The sequence below is a fragment of the Ensifer sp. ENS09 genome, assembly GCF_014852425.1.
Taxonomy (GTDB): domain Bacteria; phylum Pseudomonadota; class Alphaproteobacteria; order Rhizobiales; family Rhizobiaceae; genus Ensifer.
In genome coordinates this window covers 241,255-258,601 of record NZ_JACVBP010000005.1, presented here as the reverse complement: position 1 = coordinate 258,601, position 17,347 = coordinate 241,255, and the positions used below count along the sequence as shown (strand labels likewise).

The 17,347-nt window shown below is 65.4% G+C and carries 15 protein-coding genes and 1 riboswitch; of the genes, 8 read left to right on the top strand and 7 right to left on the bottom strand.

All coding sequences use genetic code 11. The features are described 5' to 3' along the window. The first annotated feature begins 82 nt into the window (after positions 1-82). Positions 83-583 carry a hypothetical protein gene (locus IB267_RS25720; RefSeq protein ID WP_192450330.1) on the top strand — a complete coding sequence of 167 codons (501 nt, stop codon included), beginning with the start codon at positions 83-85 and terminating at the stop codon, positions 581-583. 31 nt (positions 584-614) lie between these two features. Here the strand turns inward: IB267_RS25720 and IB267_RS25715 are convergent, their stop codons facing one another. Continuing rightward, complete coding sequence (locus tag IB267_RS25715; RefSeq protein ID WP_192450328.1) at positions 615-1,226, bottom strand: glutathione S-transferase family protein; 612 nt, start codon at positions 1,224-1,226, stop codon at positions 615-617. Between the two features lie 94 nt (positions 1,227-1,320). Between IB267_RS25715 and IB267_RS25710 the strand changes: the two genes are divergently transcribed. Beyond that, a complete protein-coding gene (locus IB267_RS25710; RefSeq protein ID WP_192450326.1) occupies positions 1,321-2,040 on the top strand; it encodes a YafY family protein in 720 nt (239 codons plus the stop codon). 76 nt (positions 2,041-2,116) lie between these two features. Here IB267_RS25710 and IB267_RS25705 read toward each other — a convergent pair whose 3' ends face one another. Then, positions 2,117-3,442 (bottom strand): dicarboxylate/amino acid:cation symporter, encoded by a 1,326-nt coding sequence (locus IB267_RS25705; protein WP_192450324.1) that lies wholly within the window; start codon positions 3,440-3,442, stop codon positions 2,117-2,119. Positions 3,443-3,685: 243 nt separating this feature from the next. Between IB267_RS25705 and IB267_RS25700 the strand changes: the two genes are divergently transcribed. The 4 genes from IB267_RS25700 (at position 3,686) to IB267_RS25685 (ending at position 9,953) form a co-directional block, all read left to right on the top strand. After that, positions 3,686-5,539 (top strand): ATP-binding protein, encoded by a 1,854-nt coding sequence (locus IB267_RS25700; RefSeq protein ID WP_192450322.1) that lies wholly within the window; start codon positions 3,686-3,688, stop codon positions 5,537-5,539. 3 nt (positions 5,540-5,542) lie between these two features. After that, entirely contained in the window at positions 5,543-6,907 is a 1,365-nt protein-coding gene (locus IB267_RS25695; RefSeq protein WP_192450320.1) for a sigma-54 dependent transcriptional regulator, read from the top strand. Positions 6,908-7,004: 97 nt separating this feature from the next. Then, a riboswitch (TPP riboswitch) is annotated at positions 7,005-7,133 on the top strand. A 90-nt stretch (positions 7,134-7,223) separates the two neighbouring features. After that, positions 7,224-9,047, top strand: coding sequence for a phosphomethylpyrimidine synthase ThiC (gene thiC / locus IB267_RS25690; protein ID WP_192450318.1), 1,824 nt, complete (start codon positions 7,224-7,226; stop codon positions 9,045-9,047). A 369-nt stretch (positions 9,048-9,416) separates the two neighbouring features. After that, positions 9,417-9,953 carry a hypothetical protein gene (locus IB267_RS25685; protein ID WP_192450316.1) on the top strand — a complete coding sequence of 179 codons (537 nt, stop codon included), beginning with the start codon at positions 9,417-9,419 and terminating at the stop codon, positions 9,951-9,953. A gap of 162 nt (positions 9,954-10,115) precedes the next feature. Here IB267_RS25685 and IB267_RS25680 read toward each other — a convergent pair whose 3' ends face one another. Genes IB267_RS25680 through IB267_RS25670 form a run of 3 tightly spaced genes read right to left on the bottom strand, consistent with a single transcriptional unit; the run spans position 10,116 to position 13,768 of the window. Next, positions 10,116-11,354 (bottom strand): Zn-dependent hydrolase, encoded by a 1,239-nt coding sequence (locus IB267_RS25680; protein WP_192450315.1) that lies wholly within the window; start codon positions 11,352-11,354, stop codon positions 10,116-10,118. Between the two features lie 29 nt (positions 11,355-11,383). Beyond that, positions 11,384-12,523 carry a M20 aminoacylase family protein gene (locus tag IB267_RS25675; protein WP_371742638.1) on the bottom strand — a complete coding sequence of 380 codons (1,140 nt, stop codon included), beginning with the start codon at positions 12,521-12,523 and terminating at the stop codon, positions 11,384-11,386. Between the two features lie 39 nt (positions 12,524-12,562). After that, on the bottom strand, positions 12,563-13,768 hold the full coding sequence (locus IB267_RS25670) for a diaminopropionate ammonia-lyase (protein WP_192450310.1): 1,206 nt from the start codon (positions 13,766-13,768) through the stop codon (positions 12,563-12,565). A 150-nt stretch (positions 13,769-13,918) separates the two neighbouring features. Here IB267_RS25670 and IB267_RS25665 point away from each other — a divergent pair, with 150 nt between their 5' ends. After that, positions 13,919-14,401 (top strand): Lrp/AsnC family transcriptional regulator, encoded by a 483-nt coding sequence (locus IB267_RS25665; RefSeq protein ID WP_043621407.1) that lies wholly within the window; start codon positions 13,919-13,921, stop codon positions 14,399-14,401. 44 nt (positions 14,402-14,445) lie between these two features. On the opposite strand, the gene IB267_RS25660 is transcribed toward IB267_RS25665, so the two are convergent. Beyond that, on the bottom strand, positions 14,446-15,246 hold the full coding sequence (locus IB267_RS25660) for an anti-sigma factor (RefSeq protein WP_192450308.1): 801 nt from the start codon (positions 15,244-15,246) through the stop codon (positions 14,446-14,448). After that, entirely contained in the window at positions 15,243-15,785 is a 543-nt protein-coding gene (locus IB267_RS25655; protein WP_192450306.1) for an RNA polymerase sigma factor, read from the bottom strand. Before IB267_RS25655 ends, IB267_RS25660 begins: the two co-directional genes overlap by 4 nt. A 157-nt stretch (positions 15,786-15,942) precedes the next feature. On the opposite strand from IB267_RS25655, the gene IB267_RS25650 reads away from it, so the two are divergent. Further along, on the top strand, positions 15,943-17,340 hold the full coding sequence (locus IB267_RS25650) for a S8 family serine peptidase (protein WP_246810840.1): 1,398 nt from the start codon (positions 15,943-15,945) through the stop codon (positions 17,338-17,340). Positions 17,341-17,347: the final 7 nt, after the last annotated feature.

Here is a 17,347-nt window from a genome sequence, read left to right as displayed (position 1 = left end):
ACATCCGCCGCCGTCACACGTTCGGCTGGTTATCCAGATGCCCTTTTTGTAAGATCGACGCCCTGGAGGGAGGGTTGCGTCCATGCCCCAATGGTTGCTGCTTGTCGCCATGACCGCACTCGCTGCCGGCGGTGCGCGCGCAGACGAAGGCGCTTTCCTGAAGACGCTCGGCGGCAACTGGGCGGGAACAGGAACGGTGCGCATCCGCACCAACCTGTCGCCGGTCAATGTCACCTGCAGCTTCAATTCCGAGGCCAGCGGCCTTGCACTGTCGATGGAGGGCGTCTGTCGCGGCCTGCTCGTGATCTCACGCTCGGTCGACGCGAAGCTGCGCTATTCCGGCTCAACCTATAGCGGCTCCTATCTCGGCCCGCGCGGCGGGCGCGCCGGCCTTAATGGCAGCCGGCGCGGCGACGCGATCAACCTCACCATCCGCTGGGCCAAGGAAGTCAACGGCGACCGCAGCGCCGACCTCACCTTGCGCAAGATCGGCGCCAATGGAATGCGGTTGACAACCATCGATGTCGATCCCGCTTCAGGAAGGCGGGTGGTGACAAGCGAGATCAATCTCAAGCGAAAATAGGCCGCCCCGCCGGAGCGGCCTTGGCCAGCGATCAGGCCGCCGCCGTGGTGCGAGTGTCGAAGTCGGTCGTCCATTGCAGCGACGGGCGCTCGCCGCAGCGTTCGACCCAGGCCTTGACGAAGGCGCTGTCAGGCGTTGCAGCCGGATACCAGGCAAAGGGCGAGTGCAGAAGAAGGTCGACGGCCGTATAGCGGTCGCCCATCAGATAGGGACTGTCCTTCAAGGCGTTTTCGAGCCGCTCTGCAAGTTCAGCCGGGCCTCGGAAGGTCGCATCCAGATAGGGATGCGACAGCCCGGCTGCCTGCGCGATCAGGACCGGCTCGACCACGCCGGCATACCAGGCAAGCCAGCTCAAGTACCGACCGCGCTGCGCGTCGCCTGCGGCCGGCGCCATCCTCTTTTCCGGAAAGAGATCCGTCAGGTACTGGATGATCGCGATGCTCTCCCAGAGCACGACGCCGTCATGGACGAGCAGCGGAACCTTGCCTTCCGGATGCGGGTTCTTCGGATCCTTGCGGCCGCTGCCATCGCCTCGAGTGATATCGACGATCTCGATCGCGACCTTGTCCACGGCGTCGAGTTCGCGAAGCAGGGTGATGATGCGCGACGAGCGCGAGCGCGGGGCGTGAAAGAGTGTCAGCATGGTCTGGTTCCTCGGTTGCGTTTGGCAATGCGGATCTTATACAGTCGGCCAACTGCCAGTTTTCGTCAGTAGGCTTCCTCTATCCTCCAAAGTCATGGCCCGCAGTGATCGTCTGTTCCGCCTGCTCCAGGCGCTTCGCACACTCCCCTCCCCGGTAACGGCCGCGCGCCTCGCCGAGGAAACGGGCGTGTCGTTGCGCTCGCTCTATCGGGACATCGACAGCCTGCGCGCCGCCGGCGCCGTCATCGATGGCGAGCGCGGCTTCGGCTACCGGCTGACGGAGGACATCGCCTTGCCGCCACAAACCTTCACGCGCCTGGAGATCGAGGCGCTGGTGCTCGGCCTTGCCGAAGTGCAGCACATGGGAGAGCCGGATCTTGCGGCCGCAGCAGGCGCCGTGCTTTCCAAGATAACGGCGACACTGCCCGATCGCTTGCAGCGCCAGGCGCTGCATGCGGCATCGCAGGTCTACCGCTTCGAGCGCCGGGAGCCGCCGGTTGCCGATGTCGCTCTTTTGCGCGAGGCCTGCTGGCAGGAGCGCGCAGTCATGATTGGCTATGTCGACGCCGACCAGCAGCGGACCGACCGACAGGTCCTGCCGCTGGCGATCGTCTATCTCGAGCGGATGCTGGTGCTGCTCGCCTGGTGCTGCCTGCGCCAGGATTTCCGCAAGTTCCGCGTCGACCGCATCGTCGATGTCGCGATGACGGAGGAGAGTTTCCGCCCGCGCCGGGTGCCGATGCTCCGAGACTTCGTCGCCTATCTGAACGCCGGCGCGCCTGAGACGTCGAAGATGACCTTGAGCGGCCAGTAGCCCAAACGAAAACGCGGCCCGTGTTGCCACGAGCCGCGTCCGGACTGCCTTAGCAGTCATGCCTTGGGAGGCAAACTTATTCCGCGGGCTGCAAGGCCGGCTGCGGCAAGGCTTCCGGCGTGCGACCACCAAGGACCGCGGCCATCTGTGCCTCGTCGAGTTCCCCTTCCCACTTCGCAACGACGATGGTTGCGACCGCATTGCCGACGAAGTTGGTCAGCGCGCGGCATTCCGACATGAAGCGGTCGATGCCGAGGATCAGCGCCATGCCGGCGACCGGTACGGCCGGCACGACCGAGAGCGTCGCGGCCAGCGTGATGAAACCGGCACCGGTGATGCCGGCGGCACCCTTGGAGCTCAGCATCGCGACGAGCAGCAGCAGCACCTGGTCGCCAAGCGACAGCGGGATATCCATCGCCTGGGCGATGAAGAGCGCGGCCAGCGTCATGTAGATGTTGGTGCCGTCGAGGTTGAAGGAGTAGCCGGTCGGGATGACGAGGCCGACGACCGAGCGCTTGCAGCCCGCCTTTTCCATCTTGCTCATCAGGCCCGGAAGGGCGGCTTCCGACGAGGAAGTGCCGAGAACGAGCAGCAGCTCTTCCTTGATGTAGCGGATGAGCGCCACGATCGAGAAGCCGTTGTAGCGGGCGACGGCGCCGAGAACGATGAACACGAAGAGGAAGGACGTGATGTAGAAGGTGCCGATCAGCATCGCGAGGTTGGCGATCGAGCCGACGCCGTACTTGCCGATGGTGAAGGCCATCGCACCGAAGGCGCCGATCGGGGCGGCCTTCATCAGGATGCCGACGAGCTTGAACACCGGCAGCGTCAGCGCATGCAGGAAGTCGACGACCGGCTCGGCCTTCTTGCCGACCATGGCGAGCGACAGGCCGAAGAGCACGGAAATGAACAGCACCTGCAGGATGTCGCCATCGGCGAAGGCGCCGACCAGCGTCGTCGGGATGATGCCCATCAGGAAGCCGGTGATCGTCTGCTCATGCGCCTTCTCGGCATAGGTCGTCACGCCCTTGACGTCGAGCGAGGCCGGATCGATGTGCATGCCGGCGCCCGGCTGCACGACATTGGCGACGATCAGGCCGATGATGAGCGCCAGCGTCGAAAACGTCAGGAAGTAGATCATCGCCTTGCCGGCGACGCGGCCGACCTTGGCAAGATCGGTCATGCCGGCAATGCCGGTCGCGACCGTCAGGAAGATGACCGGCGCGATGATCATCTTGACGAGGCGGATGAAGGCGTCGCCGAGGGGCTTCAGTTCCGTGCCGAGCGACGGATAGAAATGGCCGAGCAGGATACCGGCGGCGATCGCCGCCAGAACCTGGACATAGAGATGGCGATAGAAAGGTGTCTTGCCGCGCGGTTCCGCGGATTGTTCGATAATCATGAGATCCTCCACTGCACCCAGTCCGGCGTCATGCCGGGCCTCCCGGGTCAAATTCCGATGCGCGACAGCGCGGGCTGTCATGAGGACGTCATTTGCAACGGCCGTGCCAGTTCGCCGCGGCACGAGACAAGCCTTTGAATTGATGAGGATGTTTTGTGCGGGCGGCTTGGCGCACACAAAGAGTTGAGCGGATTTCCGCACAACCTACCTGGAAGCCTGAGCGAAAAAGTGCACAATTAGGCCATGTTCAGTGCCCTCTCCGCCCCCCTCAATCTGGCAGATCTCGACCAATCGATGCGCCGCACCTGGCTGGTCTTTGCCGGCCTTGCCGTCGCGCTGCTTGTCGCCGCGCTCCTGCTCGCCGGCGAGTACGGCCGAAGCCAGGCGCTCGAAACGGTCGATGCCCAAAGCCGGATCGATGCCAATCTGAAGGCCTCGCTGTTGCGCGCCGTGCTTGAACGCCAGCGCTCGACGCCGCTGGTGCTGGCCGACGATGTCGAGGTGAAGGCGGCCCTTTCGACCCGCAGCCCACAGGCGCTGCAGCGGCTGGACGAGAAGCTGCAGGCGCTGGCGGCCAACACGGATGCCGCCGTCATCTATGTGATCGGCCCCGATGGTGTTGCCGTCGCTGCCAGCAACTGGCGCGAGCCGACGAGTTTCGTCGGCAACGACTATGCTTTCCGCGAATATTTCCGCATGGCAATGCGCGACGGCAAGGCCGAGCATTTCGCCATGGGCAACGTCAGCAAGCGGCCCGGTCTCTACATTTCGCGACGGGTTCAGGGGCCCGACGGTCCGATCGGCGTCGTCGTCGCAAAGCTCGAATTCGACGATGTGGAGGCCGAATGGCTCGCCTCCGGCAAGCCGGTCTACGTCACCGACCGGCGCGGTATCGTGCTGATCACCAGCTTCCCGTCCTGGCGCTTCATGACGACGAGGACCATTCCGCGCGATCGCGTCGCCGCCATCCGCGACAGCCTGCAGTTCGGCGATGCTTCGCTGCTGCCGCTGCCCTTCCGCGACATCGAACCGACAAACGACGGCTCCAGCGAGTTGCGGGCGCTCCTGCCCGGCGACAGCGAGCGCCGGTTCCTCAGGGTCGAAACCATGGTGCCGACCACAAGCTGGCGGCTGGAGCAACTGGCGCCGCTCGATGGCGCGATCTCGGCGGCAACCCGCGAGGCCCGGCTGATTGCGCTCGCCCTCCTCGCCCCGCTGCTCGCCCTTACCGCCTTCCTCCTGCGCCGCCGCCAGACGCTGGCGCTGGTGTCTGCAAGGGATCGCGCCGCGCGCGACGAGCTGGAAACCCGCGTGGCGGAGCGCACCCATGACCTCAGCCTTGCCCGCGATCATCTCGAAACGGAGATCGCCGACCATCGGCGCACCGGCGAAAAGCTGCAGGCGGTGCAACAGGAGCTCGTCCAGGCGAACCGGCTGGCGATCCTCGGCCAGGTGGCGGCCGGCGTCGCCCATGAGATCAACCAGCCGGTCGCGACCATCCGCGCCTATGCCGACAACGCCCGCACCTTCCTCGATCGCGGCCAGCAGCAGACCGCGGTCGAGAACCTCGTCAGCATCGCCGAACTGACCGACCGGGTCGGCACCATCACCGACGAACTCAGAAGCTTTGCCCGCAAGGGCCGCTTCGTCGCCGAACCGACGCCGATGCGCGACGTGATCGAAGGGGCGATGCTGTTGCTGCGCAGCCGCTTTGCCGGCCGCATGGATGCGATCGTCATCGACCTGCCGGAAAATGGCCTCCGCGTGCTCGGCAGCCGCATCCGGCTGGAACAGGTGCTGATCAATCTTCTCCAGAACGCGCTGGAAGCGCTCGGCGCGCGCGGCGATGCCGAGATCCGCGTGCGCTGCGAGGAGAGCCCGTCCGGGACGGTTTCGCTCGTCGTTGCCGACAACGGCCCGGGCATTCCCCCGCATATCCGCGAGGATCTGTTCACGCCGTTCAACACCTCGAAGGACGAGGGCCTCGGCCTTGGCCTTGCCATCTCCAAGGAGATCGTCGCCGATTATGGCGGCGATATCACCGTCGACACCAGCGACAAGGGCACCGTTTTCACGGTTCGCCTGAAGAGGGCCTGAGCGATGCAGCCGACCGTCTATCTCGTCGATGACGACACCCATCTGCGCAAGGCGATGACGCAGACGCTGGAACTCGCCGGCCTCACCGTCATCCCGTTTGCCAGCGCCGCCGAAGCGTTGAAGACGCTCGATGCCAATTTCGACGGCATCGTCGTCAGCGATATCCGCATGCCGGGCATCGACGGCCTCGCCTTCTTCCGCCGCATCGAAGCCTTCGACGCAGACCTGCCGGTGATCCTGGTGACCGGTCATGGGGATATCCCGATGGCGGTGCAGGCCTTGCACGACGGCGTCTACGACTTCATCCCAAAACCCTTCGCCGCCGACCGGCTGGTGCAGAGCGTGCATCGCGCTCTGGAAAAACGCCGGCTCGTGATGGAGAACCGCGCACTGAAGCGGGCCGCCGAGACGGCCGGCGACAGCCTGCCGCTGATCGGCCAGACGCCGGTCATGGAACGCCTGCGCCAGACGATCCGGCACATCGCCGATACCGATGTCGACGTGCTCGTCGCCGGTGAGACCGGCAGCGGCAAGGAAGTGGTGGCGACGCTGCTTCACAATTGGAGCCGCCGCCGTAACGGCAATTTCGTGGCGCTGAATTGCGGCGCTCTGCCGGAGACGGTGATCGAAAGCGAACTCTTCGGCCACGAACCGGGCGCCTTCACCGGCGCCTTGAAGAAGCGCATCGGCCGGATCGAGCATGCAAGCGGCGGCACGCTTTTCCTCGACGAGATCGAGGCGATGCCGCCGGCAACGCAGGTGAAGATGCTGCGCGTTCTGGAAGCGCGCGAGATCACGCCGCTTGGCACCAACCAGGTTCGTCCGGTCGATATCCGCGTCATCGCGGCTGCCAAGATCGATCTCGGCAATCCGGCGGAGCGCGGCGACTTCCGCGAAGACCTCTACTTCCGATTGAACGTCGTGACGCTGTCGATCCCGCCGCTGCGCGAACGCCGTGACGATATCCCGCTGCTCTTCTCGCACTTCCTGACCCGGGCGGCCGAGCGCTTCAAGCGCGACGTGCCGATGATCTCTCCAGCCGTACAACGGCATCTGATGACGCATGCCTGGCCGGGCAATGTGCGTGAACTCTCGCATTTTGCCGAGCGGGTGGCGCTTGGTGTGGAAGGTCCGCTGGGCCAAACGATTGCGCCCACCGAACAGCCCGGATTCGCCCTGCCGGAACGGCTTGAACGCTACGAGGCGGAGATCCTGAAGGAGGTGCTGCGCGCCCAGCGCGGCGACGTCAAGGCGACGATCGAGGCGCTCGGCATCCCGCGCAAGACCTTCTACGACAAGCTCCAGCGCCACGGCATCAACCGCGCCGATTATGCCGAGCGGACAGCACCGGAAAAGGCCGGCCGCTAGCGCCAAATTCGAATCCGCAAATACACGCACTAGGTGCATCTTTATCGACAGGCGAATTCACGCTTGACGACCCGGGCCGTTCGATGGCTATGATCTAGGCATTCACCAGGGGGGTCCCGCAAGGGGCTGAGATTCTGCTGGATGGCCGGCTTGCCGGCTATAGCGCAGTGACCCGTTGAACCTGATCCAGTTCATACTGGCGTAGGGACGGTGCAGATATCGAAGCCAGGATTCCGTGCGGTGAGCACCTGGCGGAGCGTCTTTCATCTTTCCGGCATCAGAACTGGGTCTCCAATCGCAAACTTGGAGCCTCGTCATGAATATTGCCACCAAACCCTCAGCCCTCGCGGTCACGCAAGGCCCGCTTCCGGCCTCCCGAAAGATCCACAAGCCGGGCGTTCTTCATCCGGATATCCGCGTGCCAATGCGCGAGATTGCTCTGCACCCGACCTCGGGCGAGCAACCGGTCACGGTCTATGACTCCTCCGGCGCCTACACCGCCGACGGTGCCGAGATCCGCATCGAGGACGGCCTGCCGCGGCTTCGCCGCAACTGGATCGTCGACCGCGGCGATGTCGAGACCTATGAGGGACGCACCGTCCGCCCCGAAGACAACGGCTTTGTGAGCGGCGACCGGCTGACACCGACCTTCCCGTTCCAGCATGCGCCGCTGAAGGCCACGGGTGGCCGGGCAGTGACGCAGCTTGCCTATGCCCGCGCCGGCATCATCACGCCGGAGATGGAGTTCGTGGCGATCCGCGAGAACCTCGGCCGCGACGCGGCGCGCGCGAAGGTCCGCGACGGCGAAAGCTTCGGCGCCCACGTTCCCGATCACGTGACGCCGGAATTCGTGCGCCAGGAAATCGCCAGCGGCCGGGCGATCCTGCCCGCCAACATCAACCACCCGGAATCCGAACCAATGATCATCGGCCGGAACTTCCTGGTGAAGATCAACGCCAATATCGGCAACTCCGCCGTCACCTCGTCGATGGCCGAGGAAGTCGAGAAGATGGTCTGGGCGACGCGCTGGGGTGCTGACACGGTCATGGACCTTTCGACCGGCCGCAACATCCACAACATCCGCGAATGGATCATCCGCAACTCGCCGGTTCCGATCGGCACCGTACCGCTCTACCAGGCGCTGGAAAAGGTCAACGGCATTGCCGAGGACCTCACCTGGGAAGTCTATCGCGACACGCTGATCGAGCAGGCCGAGCAGGGCGTCGACTATTTCACCATCCATGCCGGCGTCCGCCTGCACTACATCCCGCTCACCGTCGACCGCGTCACCGGCATCGTGTCACGCGGCGGCTCGATCATGGCCAAGTGGTGTCTGCATCATCATCGTGAGAGCTTCCTCTACGAGCATTTCGAGGAGATCTGCGACATCTGCCGCGCCTATGACGTCTCCTTCTCGCTCGGCGACGGCCTGCGCCCGGGCTCGATCGCCGACGCCAACGACGCCGCACAATTCGCCGAACTCGAAACGCTCGGCGAACTCACCAAGATCGCCTGGGCCAAGGATTGTCAGGTGATGATCGAAGGCCCCGGCCACGTGCCGATGCACAAGATCAAGGAGAACATGGACAAGCAACTGGCCGTCTGCGGCGAGGCGCCTTTCTATACGCTCGGACCGCTGACGACGGACATCGCACCCGGCTACGACCACATCACGTCCGGCATCGGTGCTGCGATGATCGGCTGGTTCGGCACCGCCATGCTCTGCTATGTCACGCCGAAGGAGCATCTCGGCCTGCCTGACCGCAACGACGTCAAGGTCGGCGTCATCACCTACAAGATCGCCGCCCATGCCGCCGATCTCGCCAAGGGTCACCCGGCAGCCCAGGTGCGCGACGACGCGCTGTCTCGCGCCCGCTTCGAGTTCCGCTGGGAGGACCAGTTCAACCTCTCGCTCGACCCGGAAACAGCCCGCAATTTTCACGACGAGACCCTGCCGAAGGAGGCGCACAAGGTCGCGCATTTCTGCTCCATGTGCGGCCCGAAATTCTGCTCGATGCGGATCTCGCACGACATCCGGGCCGAGGCGCAGAAGGAAGGGCTGGAGGCGATGGCCGCGAAGTACCGCGAGGGCGGCGACCTCTACATGCCGGTGGAAGACGCGGCTGGCGCGGTCGAGTAGGCGGCAAAGACCCCCTGAAGGGGCCGGTCACGGCCCCTTCAATTCGCGCAGGATTTCCCGGCGATCGCCAACGGTCCCCACCTCCTTCATGTTCGGGCTCGACCACAGTAGGACGCGCGCTTCCGACCCGCCCAATCGACGAACGCGCCCCCCTGTCGAACCCGCGATCATCGGCGTGTTGCGGCCACCGCCCTGGGCCCGCACCTTGCGCGGCACCCGAATAGCTTGTCCCCGCGGCGATTGAACGGTATGCAAGGCACTCGCAAAAGTCGCTGTCGGCGAAATTCATTCGCGACGCGCTGCAGTCCTATGACGCGCAGAAGGTCTTGCAGAACGACGCAACAACGCCGTTCGCACAAGGAGAAAGACTTGAGGACACGCCTGCTGAGACTGACGGCCCTGTCCATCGGGGCCCTTGCATTCGCAGGCGACCTGCCGCGCGATGGGAGCTTTACCGCGGGCCTTTCCTGGATTTCCGCCGCCCATGCGGACGACGCCAATACCGGCGGCGGGAATGGTGAAGGTGCTCCGGGCGGCGGCGACCAAGGCGGCGAAAACGTCGGGAGCGGCGGCACCGAGGGTGGCGGTGACGGGAGTGGCGGCAACTGGGGCTCCGGCGACGGTAGCGGCGTGGGTGGCGAGCCCGGTGGGACCGGCGCAGGCGGCGGAGGCGGCGTCATCGACGGAAGCGGCCTGAGCGGTGGAGACAGCGAGCGTCACTCTTCGCGCGACGGGCGCGATTACGGACCGACCGGCAGCGTATGGCACGGCGGCAGCAGCTTCCTCAATCTTTTCCGCCAGACACCGGAGGAGCCCGCCGAGGGGAGCGGGCCAGAATCTTCCACCCGGCAGAAGGGCTATGCGGGATCCCGTAAAAGTGCGGGTCACACAAAAAAAGAGCCTTGAAGCGCCGTCTGCTTCGTCGCGCCGAAGAGTGGCGCGCGCTGTTTTATCGAAGACATAAGAGCGTCTGCCTCTGCATGCTCGGGCCAAGCCCTGACATGACGGGAAGAGGGAGGCGCGACATCGATCCCGTTTAATCAACGGACGCGCAATACCCCTACCCCTCTAGCGACTCCCCACCATCCGCTCGACCACATCGAGCAACACATTGGCGCCGGCGACGAGCTCGTCCGACTCCGTGTGTTCGCGCGGGTTGTGGCTGATGCCGTCGCGGCTCGGCACGAAGATCATCGCCGTCGGCGCGATGCGGGCGATCATCTGGGCATCATGGCCGGCGCCGGAGGTCATGCGCCGGCTCTTGAGGCCGCGCGCCTTGGCCGACGCCTCGATCGCTGCGACGATGCCCTGATCGAAGACCACCGGCTGGAAGCGTGCAAGCCGCTCGACGGCGATCGTCACCCCCTCTTCCTCGGCGATAAGGACAAGGAAGTCCGCAAGCGCCGTTTCGAGCGCCTGCAGCCGTTCCTCGTCCGGATCGCGCAGATCGACGGTGAAGATGGCACGAGACGGGATGACGTTGATCGCGTCGGGCTCGAAACGCATGGTGCCGATGGTCGCGACACTCGGCGCGTTCGACCGGGCAATATGTTCGCGCAGGAGCAGGCCAACCCGGGCGGCGGCGAGACCGGCGTCGGAACGCATCGCCATCGGTGTCGTGCCGGCGTGGTTGGCGACGCCATCGATCGTCACGCGCTGCCAGGAGATGCCCTGCAGGTTCTCGACCGCACCGATTGCAAAGCCCTCGCGCTGCAGCACCGGCCCCTGCTCGATATGAAGCTCGACATAGGCGTGGGGGGTGAGGAACCCCGGCTCGACGGTACCGGCATAGCCAATCCGCTCGAGTTCCTCGCCCAGCAACGAGCCATCCGTGCCGATGGTCGCGAGCGCCGTCTCCAGCGGCAGACCGCCGGCATAGACGAGCGAGCCGAGCATGTCGGGCGCAAACCGCACACCCTCCTCATTGGTGAAGGCGGCAATGACGATCGGCCGGGTCGGCGTCGCACCACTGCTCTTCAGCGTCTCGATCACTTCCAATCCGGCAAGCACGCCGTAACAACCGTCATAGATGCCGGCATTGATGACCGTATCGATGTGCGAGCCGAGCATGACCGGCGCTTCGCCGCCGTTCGCGTCGTCGCGCCAGATGCCGAAGATGTTGCCGATACGGTCGACCGCAACGTCGAGCCCGGCCGCCTCGATCCACGCCACGAGACGATCGCGACCGACCTTGTCGTTGTCGGAGCCGGCGAGCCGGGTCAATCGCCCCTCCGCATCGCGACCGATGTCGCCGAGCTCACGGATACGCCCGATCAGGCGCGCGGCATCTATGGAAGAAGAAGGCATCTCTGTCCTGCTTTCATGCGGATTTCGGTTCACGGCCGGCTTTCGGCGGGCGCCAGCCTCTGCCGAACAATCTCGGCGTGATAACGCGCGCCGAAGATCAGGGCGTCGTCATTGAAGTCATACCGCGGATTGTGCAGCGGCGCCGATGCCTCGCCATTGCCGATGAAGACGAAACAACCCGGCACGTGTTCGAGGAAGCGGGCGAAATCCTCGGAGCCGGTCATCGGCTCGGCGGCCGTTGCGACATTCGCCGCACCGAACACCGTTTCCGCCGCAGCAAAGGCGTGGCCGGTCAGGGCCGCATCGTTGATCAACGGAACGAACTCGCGGGTGTAGTTGACCTCGACCGCGCAGCCATAGGCATCCGCCGTTCCCTTGGCGATCACCCGCATCTCCGCCTCGATCTTGGCGCTGACCTCCGGGCGGAAGCTGCGGGCATCGCCAAGGATGCGGGCGAGACCGGGCAGCGCGTTGCGCGTGCCATCGGTCAAAAGCTCGGTGACAGAGACAACGCCGATATCCGTCGGCGACAGGCGGCGCGAGACGATCGTCTGCAGATTGACGACGGTGGCGCAGGCGGCAACCAACGTCTCATTGCCCCAGTGCGGCCGCGCCGCGTGCCCGCCGACGCCCTTTAGCACGATCTCGAAATTGTCCTCCGCCGACATGATCGCGCCGACGCGGGTCTCGAAACGGCCGACGGGCAGCCCCGGCATGTTGTGCAGGCCGTAGATCTCGTCGAACGGGAAGCGTTCCATCAGCCCTTCATCGAGCATCGCGAGCGCGCCCTTGCCCCACTCCTCGGCCGGCTGGAAAATGAAACACGCAGTGCCGTCGAAGCCGCCATCTTCGGCGAGCATCTTGGCTGCGCCGAGCAGCATGGCCGTGTGACCGTCATGGCCACAGGCATGCATGGTGCCGGGCTTCGTCGAGCGATAGGGCAGTTCTCCCTGCTCCGGTATCCTGAGCGCATCCATGTCGGCCCGAAGTGCTACGGCGCGGTTGCCGCTGCCGCGTTTCAAGCGGCCGACGACACCGGTGCCTCCGACCCCCTCCACCACCTCGTCGAGCCCGAACTCCCGGAGCTTGGCCGCGACGAAGGAGGAGGTACGCTGTTCCTCGAAGCCGAATTCCGGATGCGCGTGCAGGTCGCGACGCCAGGCAGTCATGTCTTTCACAAGCCGGTCAAGATTTGATCCCGCCATGGCTCACCCTCTCTCGTTCGATGTGTTTGCAACGGTCTCGGGCGACAAGCCGACGAGGGCGGCATACCGCTCGGGGTCGGTCGCACCCTCGGTATTGATGACGAAAACACGCGATTGGGCCGTCAATCCGAGCGTCTCCCGCAGCGCCGGATCACGGGCAACCGACAGCAATCCGGCAAGGCCGACGCCGCCGCTTTCGCCGGACACGATCGCCGGGTCAGAGCCTGCGGGCCGCGCCAGCCGGTTCATCACCGAAACGGCATCCTCCTCGTCGACGGTCATGAACGCATCGGCGACACGCGACAGGATACGCCAGGCGACGAGCGACGGCTCGTAGCATTCGAGCATGGCCATGATCGTCGCCTCGCCATGCGCCACCTTGACCGGATGGCCGGCCCTGGCGCTTTCGTAGAGGCAGGCGGCGCGGGCCGGATCGACGACGACGAAACGGGGGCGCTGTGTGCCATAGCGTAGCGCCAGATGCCCAGCCGTGGCGGCGGCAATGCCGCCGACACCCGCCTGCACGAAGACATGGGTCGGCGGCTCTTCCATCTGCCGCAGGGCCTCGCTCAGCAGCGCCGTATAGCCCTGCATCACCAGGCCGGGAATGTACTCGTAGCCGGGCCAGGTGGTGTCCGAGACGACCGTCCAGCCATTTTCGTCACAGACGCGCGCGGCCTCGCGGACGGAATCGTCATAGGTCCCGGCGACCCGGACAATTTCGGCGCCATAGGCCGCGATCGCCTCGATGCGCTTTTCGCTGACGCCCGCATGCACGAAGATCACTGATTTGGCGCCGACAAGCCGGGCGCCCATGGCGACCGAGCGCCCGTGATTGCCATCGGTGGCGCAGCCGAATGTCTGGGCGGCGGCGATCGCCCGAACCTCGGGCCGGTCCAGATCGTCGAGATCGACGCTGCGCCCGAGACGCCGTTCCGCCTCATCGAGCACAAGCCGGATCACCGCATAGGAGCCGCCAAGCGCCTTGAAGCTGCCAAGCCCCAGCCGGTGGCCCTCGTCCTTGAGGAAGACGCCGGCAACGCCGAGCTCTTCCGCCAAGGCCGGCAAGGCATGAAGCGGCGTCTCCCGATGGTCGGGGCGGCGGGCAAGCTGCTGCTCGACGCGCGCGGCGGCTGTCAGCGACAGCATGTCGGCATCCGCAGGCAGCAGCGGGTGGCCGAAATCGGCATGGGTATTGGCGAGAAACATGGTGCAATCTCCGTAGACCACGAAAATCTATTTCATCGCCGCTGAGAAATGCGCTCTAAATGACGCTCGCGAATGCAAGTTTGTAAAGCCGAGGAGCCGTCACGTGGAGTCCCACCTTCGGCGCCGGAGAGCGGAACCGAAAGGCACTGAATGGCCCCGTCGAAAAAGCCACAGGTCGAACTGGATCGCTTCGATCTTGCGATCCTCGCCATCCTGCAGAAGGACAATACGACGCCGCAGCGCCAGATCGGCGAGGCGGTCAATCTGTCGGCGCCTGCCGTACAGCGGCGGATCAAGCGCATGGAGGAAACCGGCGTCATCCGCGCCAATGTCGCCCTGGTCGATCCGGTCAGCGTCAACCAGGCGCTGACGATCCTCGTCGAAGTGGAGGTCGAGAGCGAGCAGATCGCGCTGCTTGATGCGGCGAAAGTGGCGTTTACCGCAGCACCGGAAGTGCAGCAATGCTACTACGTCACCGGCGACGTCGATTTCATGCTCGTCGTCATCGTGCCGACCATGGCCGACTACGAGGCCTTTACCCGGCGCATGTTCTTCGGCAACGCGAACATCAAGCGCTTCCGCACCTTCGTGACGATGGATCCGGTGAAGGTCGGGCTTTCGGTCCCGCTTTAGGGCCGAAAGCAGCGCAGCGATTGCCCGACGTTGGAATTCACCGTTTATTTCGTGCCGGCGAGCGCCTTCTTCTCGGCGTCCGCATCGAGCGGCTGCCCGGCGCCGATGGAAGTCAGAAATGCATCGACGGTCTCAAGCGAGGAGGCCGGCGCATAGCCGTCTCCGCCTTCCGGTCTGGCGACGGCGAGCCGCGTCTGCCAGGTTGATGCCTTGCGGCAAGCGACCGAAACGAGGCCGGGCGCACCAGGCTGGGTGAGTTCGTATTCCCGGCAGAGCTGCCCCGAGCCGACTTCGAATGCCGATACCAGGCGGACCGTCCCCTGGCCTTCACCAACGGCGACTTCGTCCCCCGAAGCCGCCTTGTCGAGGATGGCGGCGAGCGCCGGACCGACGGTGCCGGCCACCTGTAGCGCGCCGGTTTCCGCCAACCCGCCGCCGCGAAGCAGGTAGCCGCCGGCGCCGCCGACGACCACCAGCATCGACGCTGCCATCGCCATCAGAAATCGCGAAGGCCCGGCGTTCGGCGACGCGGGCCGATCCGCAGGGCGCCGGAAGGCCACGACATTGTCGCCGCCGGCCGTCAGCGCGTCCGCAGTACTTTCAGTGCCACTCGCCGCCGCCGCCATGGCCCGCACCTTGGCAACCAGTTCGTCCGGAACCGGCTCGTCGAGCACCGGCTTCAAGGCCTCGCTTGCGGCGGCGCGCGTTTCCATGAACATCGCGATACGCGCCATCAGTTCGTCGTCCGTTTCCAGTGCCGCCTCGACACGACGCATCGTCTCCTCGTCGAGTTCGCCGTCGGCGAACGCCATCAAGATCTCATCGCTGAATTCCGTGTCGCTCATCTTGTCCCGCCTCTCATGTCCTGTGAACGCGCGACCGGCGGTTCTATTCCCGTTGCCTCCGCAAGATTTTTACGCGCCCGGGCAAGCCTGCTCATGACGGTTCCGATCGGAATGCCGAGGACCTCGGCGGCCTCCTTGTAGGAAAGCTCCTCGACGCAGGTGAGGATCAGCACTTCCCGCTGTTCGAGCACCAGGCCGTCGATCGCAGCCGCCACGCTCTTCAGCGCCATGCGCGCCTCGCTCCCGGCTTCGCCGGAGGGGACGGCGAGCTCGGCCTGCGCCTCGATCTCCTCCGTCGGACCGGTGGTCTTCTGCCGGCGCAGCTGGTCGATCCACAGGTTGCGCAGGATACGGAACATCCACGCGTCGAAACGCGTGCCTTCCTCGAAGCGGTCGGAACCGGCAAGCGCCTTTTCGCAAGCCGCCTGCACTAGGTCGTCGGCCACATCCCGCGAGCGGCAAAGCGAAATGGCAAAGCGGCGCAGGTTCGGGAGAAACGCGACCAGGCGCTCACCGAAGGCGATGGTCGGGTCCGTCATCGGGCGCCTCTTTGGGTACAACCCTTCGTTCCCGGTGGAATAATTTGTCCATTCATCCGTTGAGCGTTATGGGAACTACACCCGAAAGTCACCACTTATGGTCCTTTCATTCACGGTAAGCTTTCGTTTTCGGATGCCGTTGCACAAGGAGAAAACCTTGAAAAACCGCCTGTTTCGAATGTCCGTCCTGTCGTTGTGCGGCCTGGCTGCGGGCGCGGGGGACCTCTCCTTTGGCAGCAGCGACGGCCAGTCGGCCCTTCGCTTTGCCTGGGTCGGCCAGGCCCAGGCGGACGACGACGATGGGGGCGACGATGACGATGGCGGCAGTGGCGGCGGCTCGTCACGCAGCTCCAGCGATCGCGGCTCGAGCGGCAGCTGGGGCGGAGGCGGCGGCAACCTGCTTGATCTTTTCCGCGGAACGCCGGAGCGACGTGTCGTGCGCCAGCGTCCGCCGGCCCGCCGGGCGACCCATGTGCCGGGCGAAATCATTGCGTTCGGCCTCGACGAGGCCGCCGTCCAGCGTCTGACGGAAAGCGGCTTCACGGTGCGCGCAAGGGAGCCGCTCGGGCTTTCGACGACAGAGATCGTCAAGCTCGGCGCGCCCAGCGGCATGGCGCTCGAAGACGCACGCCGACAGGTCGCGGATGCGACGCCGGGAGCGATCGCCGATCTCAACCACTATTTCGACCCGAACGAAGGCGCCGCCTCACCGGCTCCCTGCGCCGACGGTGGTTGCGCGCTCGTTCGCACCGCCATCGGCTGGCCGGACGCCAGCGCGGCTTGCACGGCCGCCGGCCCGATCGGGCTGATCGACACGGCGATCAATCCCGCCCATCCCTCGCTCAAGGACGTCAAGCTCGACATCGTCAGGCTGGCGGAAGAAGAGGCGCCGGAATCCGGGCGCCAGCACGGGACCGCGGTTGCCGCCCTCATCGCCGGACGGAAGGACAGCCGCGCGCCGGGGCTGCTCGGCAATGCCCACCTGATCGCCGTCGACGCCTTCCAGCGCAAGGGCGGCGAAAGCGATATCGCCGAGACCTACGATCTCGTGCGTGCCATCGACCTCCTGGCCTCGCGCAAGGTCACGGTCATCAACATGAGCCTCTCCGGGCCGCACAACCTGCTGCTCGAAAAGACCGTCGCGCTCGTGGCCGAGCGGAACATCATCCAGGTGGCTGCGGCCGGCAATGACGGCCCGAGGGCAAAACCCGTCTATCCCGCCGCCTATCCGGCGATGATCGCGGTCACCGCCGTCGACCGCAACTTCAAGCCCTATCGCCGCGCCGGGCGGGGCGACCATATCGATGTCGCGGCACTCGGCACCCGTGTCTGGACGGCGGCGTCGATCGAAGGCGCAGCGCCACGAACCGGCACCTCCTTTGCCGCCCCCTTCGTCACGGCTGCCGCCGCCATCCTGCGGGCATCGCATCCTGATCTCTCGGCGGCAGAAGTCGCAAAGCTCGTCACCGAGACGACGCAGGATCTTGGTGCACCGGGCAAGGATCCTGTATTTGGCTGGGGCGTTCTCAACGCCCGCGAGCTCTGCCGCTCGTAGCAGCGGC

Bases quoted from the DNA above. Each gene is read 5' to 3' on its own strand.
- IB267_RS25720 (WP_192450330.1), top strand. From the start codon at position 83: ATGCCCCAATGGTTGCTGCTTGTCGCCATGACCGCACTCGCTGCCGGC.
- IB267_RS25715 (WP_192450328.1), bottom strand. From the start codon at position 1,226: ATGCTGACACTCTTTCACGCCCCGCGCTCGCGCTCGTCGCGCATCATC.
- IB267_RS25710 (WP_192450326.1), top strand. From the start codon at position 1,321: ATGGCCCGCAGTGATCGTCTGTTCCGCCTGCTCCAGGCGCTTCGCACA.
- IB267_RS25705 (WP_192450324.1), bottom strand. From the start codon at position 3,442: ATGATTATCGAACAATCCGCGGAACCGCGCGGCAAGACACCTTTCTAT.
- IB267_RS25700 (WP_192450322.1), top strand. From the start codon at position 3,686: ATGTTCAGTGCCCTCTCCGCCCCCCTCAATCTGGCAGATCTCGACCAA.
- IB267_RS25695 (WP_192450320.1), top strand. From the start codon at position 5,543: ATGCAGCCGACCGTCTATCTCGTCGATGACGACACCCATCTGCGCAAG.
- thiC (WP_192450318.1), top strand. From the start codon at position 7,224: ATGAATATTGCCACCAAACCCTCAGCCCTCGCGGTCACGCAAGGCCCG.
- IB267_RS25680 (WP_192450315.1), bottom strand. From the start codon at position 11,354: ATGCCTTCTTCTTCCATAGATGCCGCGCGCCTGATCGGGCGTATCCGT.
- IB267_RS25675 (WP_371742638.1), bottom strand. From the start codon at position 12,523: ATGACTGCCTGGCGTCGCGACCTGCACGCGCATCCGGAATTCGGCTTC.
- IB267_RS25670 (WP_192450310.1), bottom strand. From the start codon at position 13,768: ATGTTTCTCGCCAATACCCATGCCGATTTCGGCCACCCGCTGCTGCCT.
- IB267_RS25665 (WP_043621407.1), top strand. From the start codon at position 13,919: ATGGCCCCGTCGAAAAAGCCACAGGTCGAACTGGATCGCTTCGATCTT.
- IB267_RS25660 (WP_192450308.1), bottom strand. From the start codon at position 15,246: ATGAGCGACACGGAATTCAGCGATGAGATCTTGATGGCGTTCGCCGAC.
- IB267_RS25655 (WP_192450306.1), bottom strand. From the start codon at position 15,785: ATGACGGACCCGACCATCGCCTTCGGTGAGCGCCTGGTCGCGTTTCTC.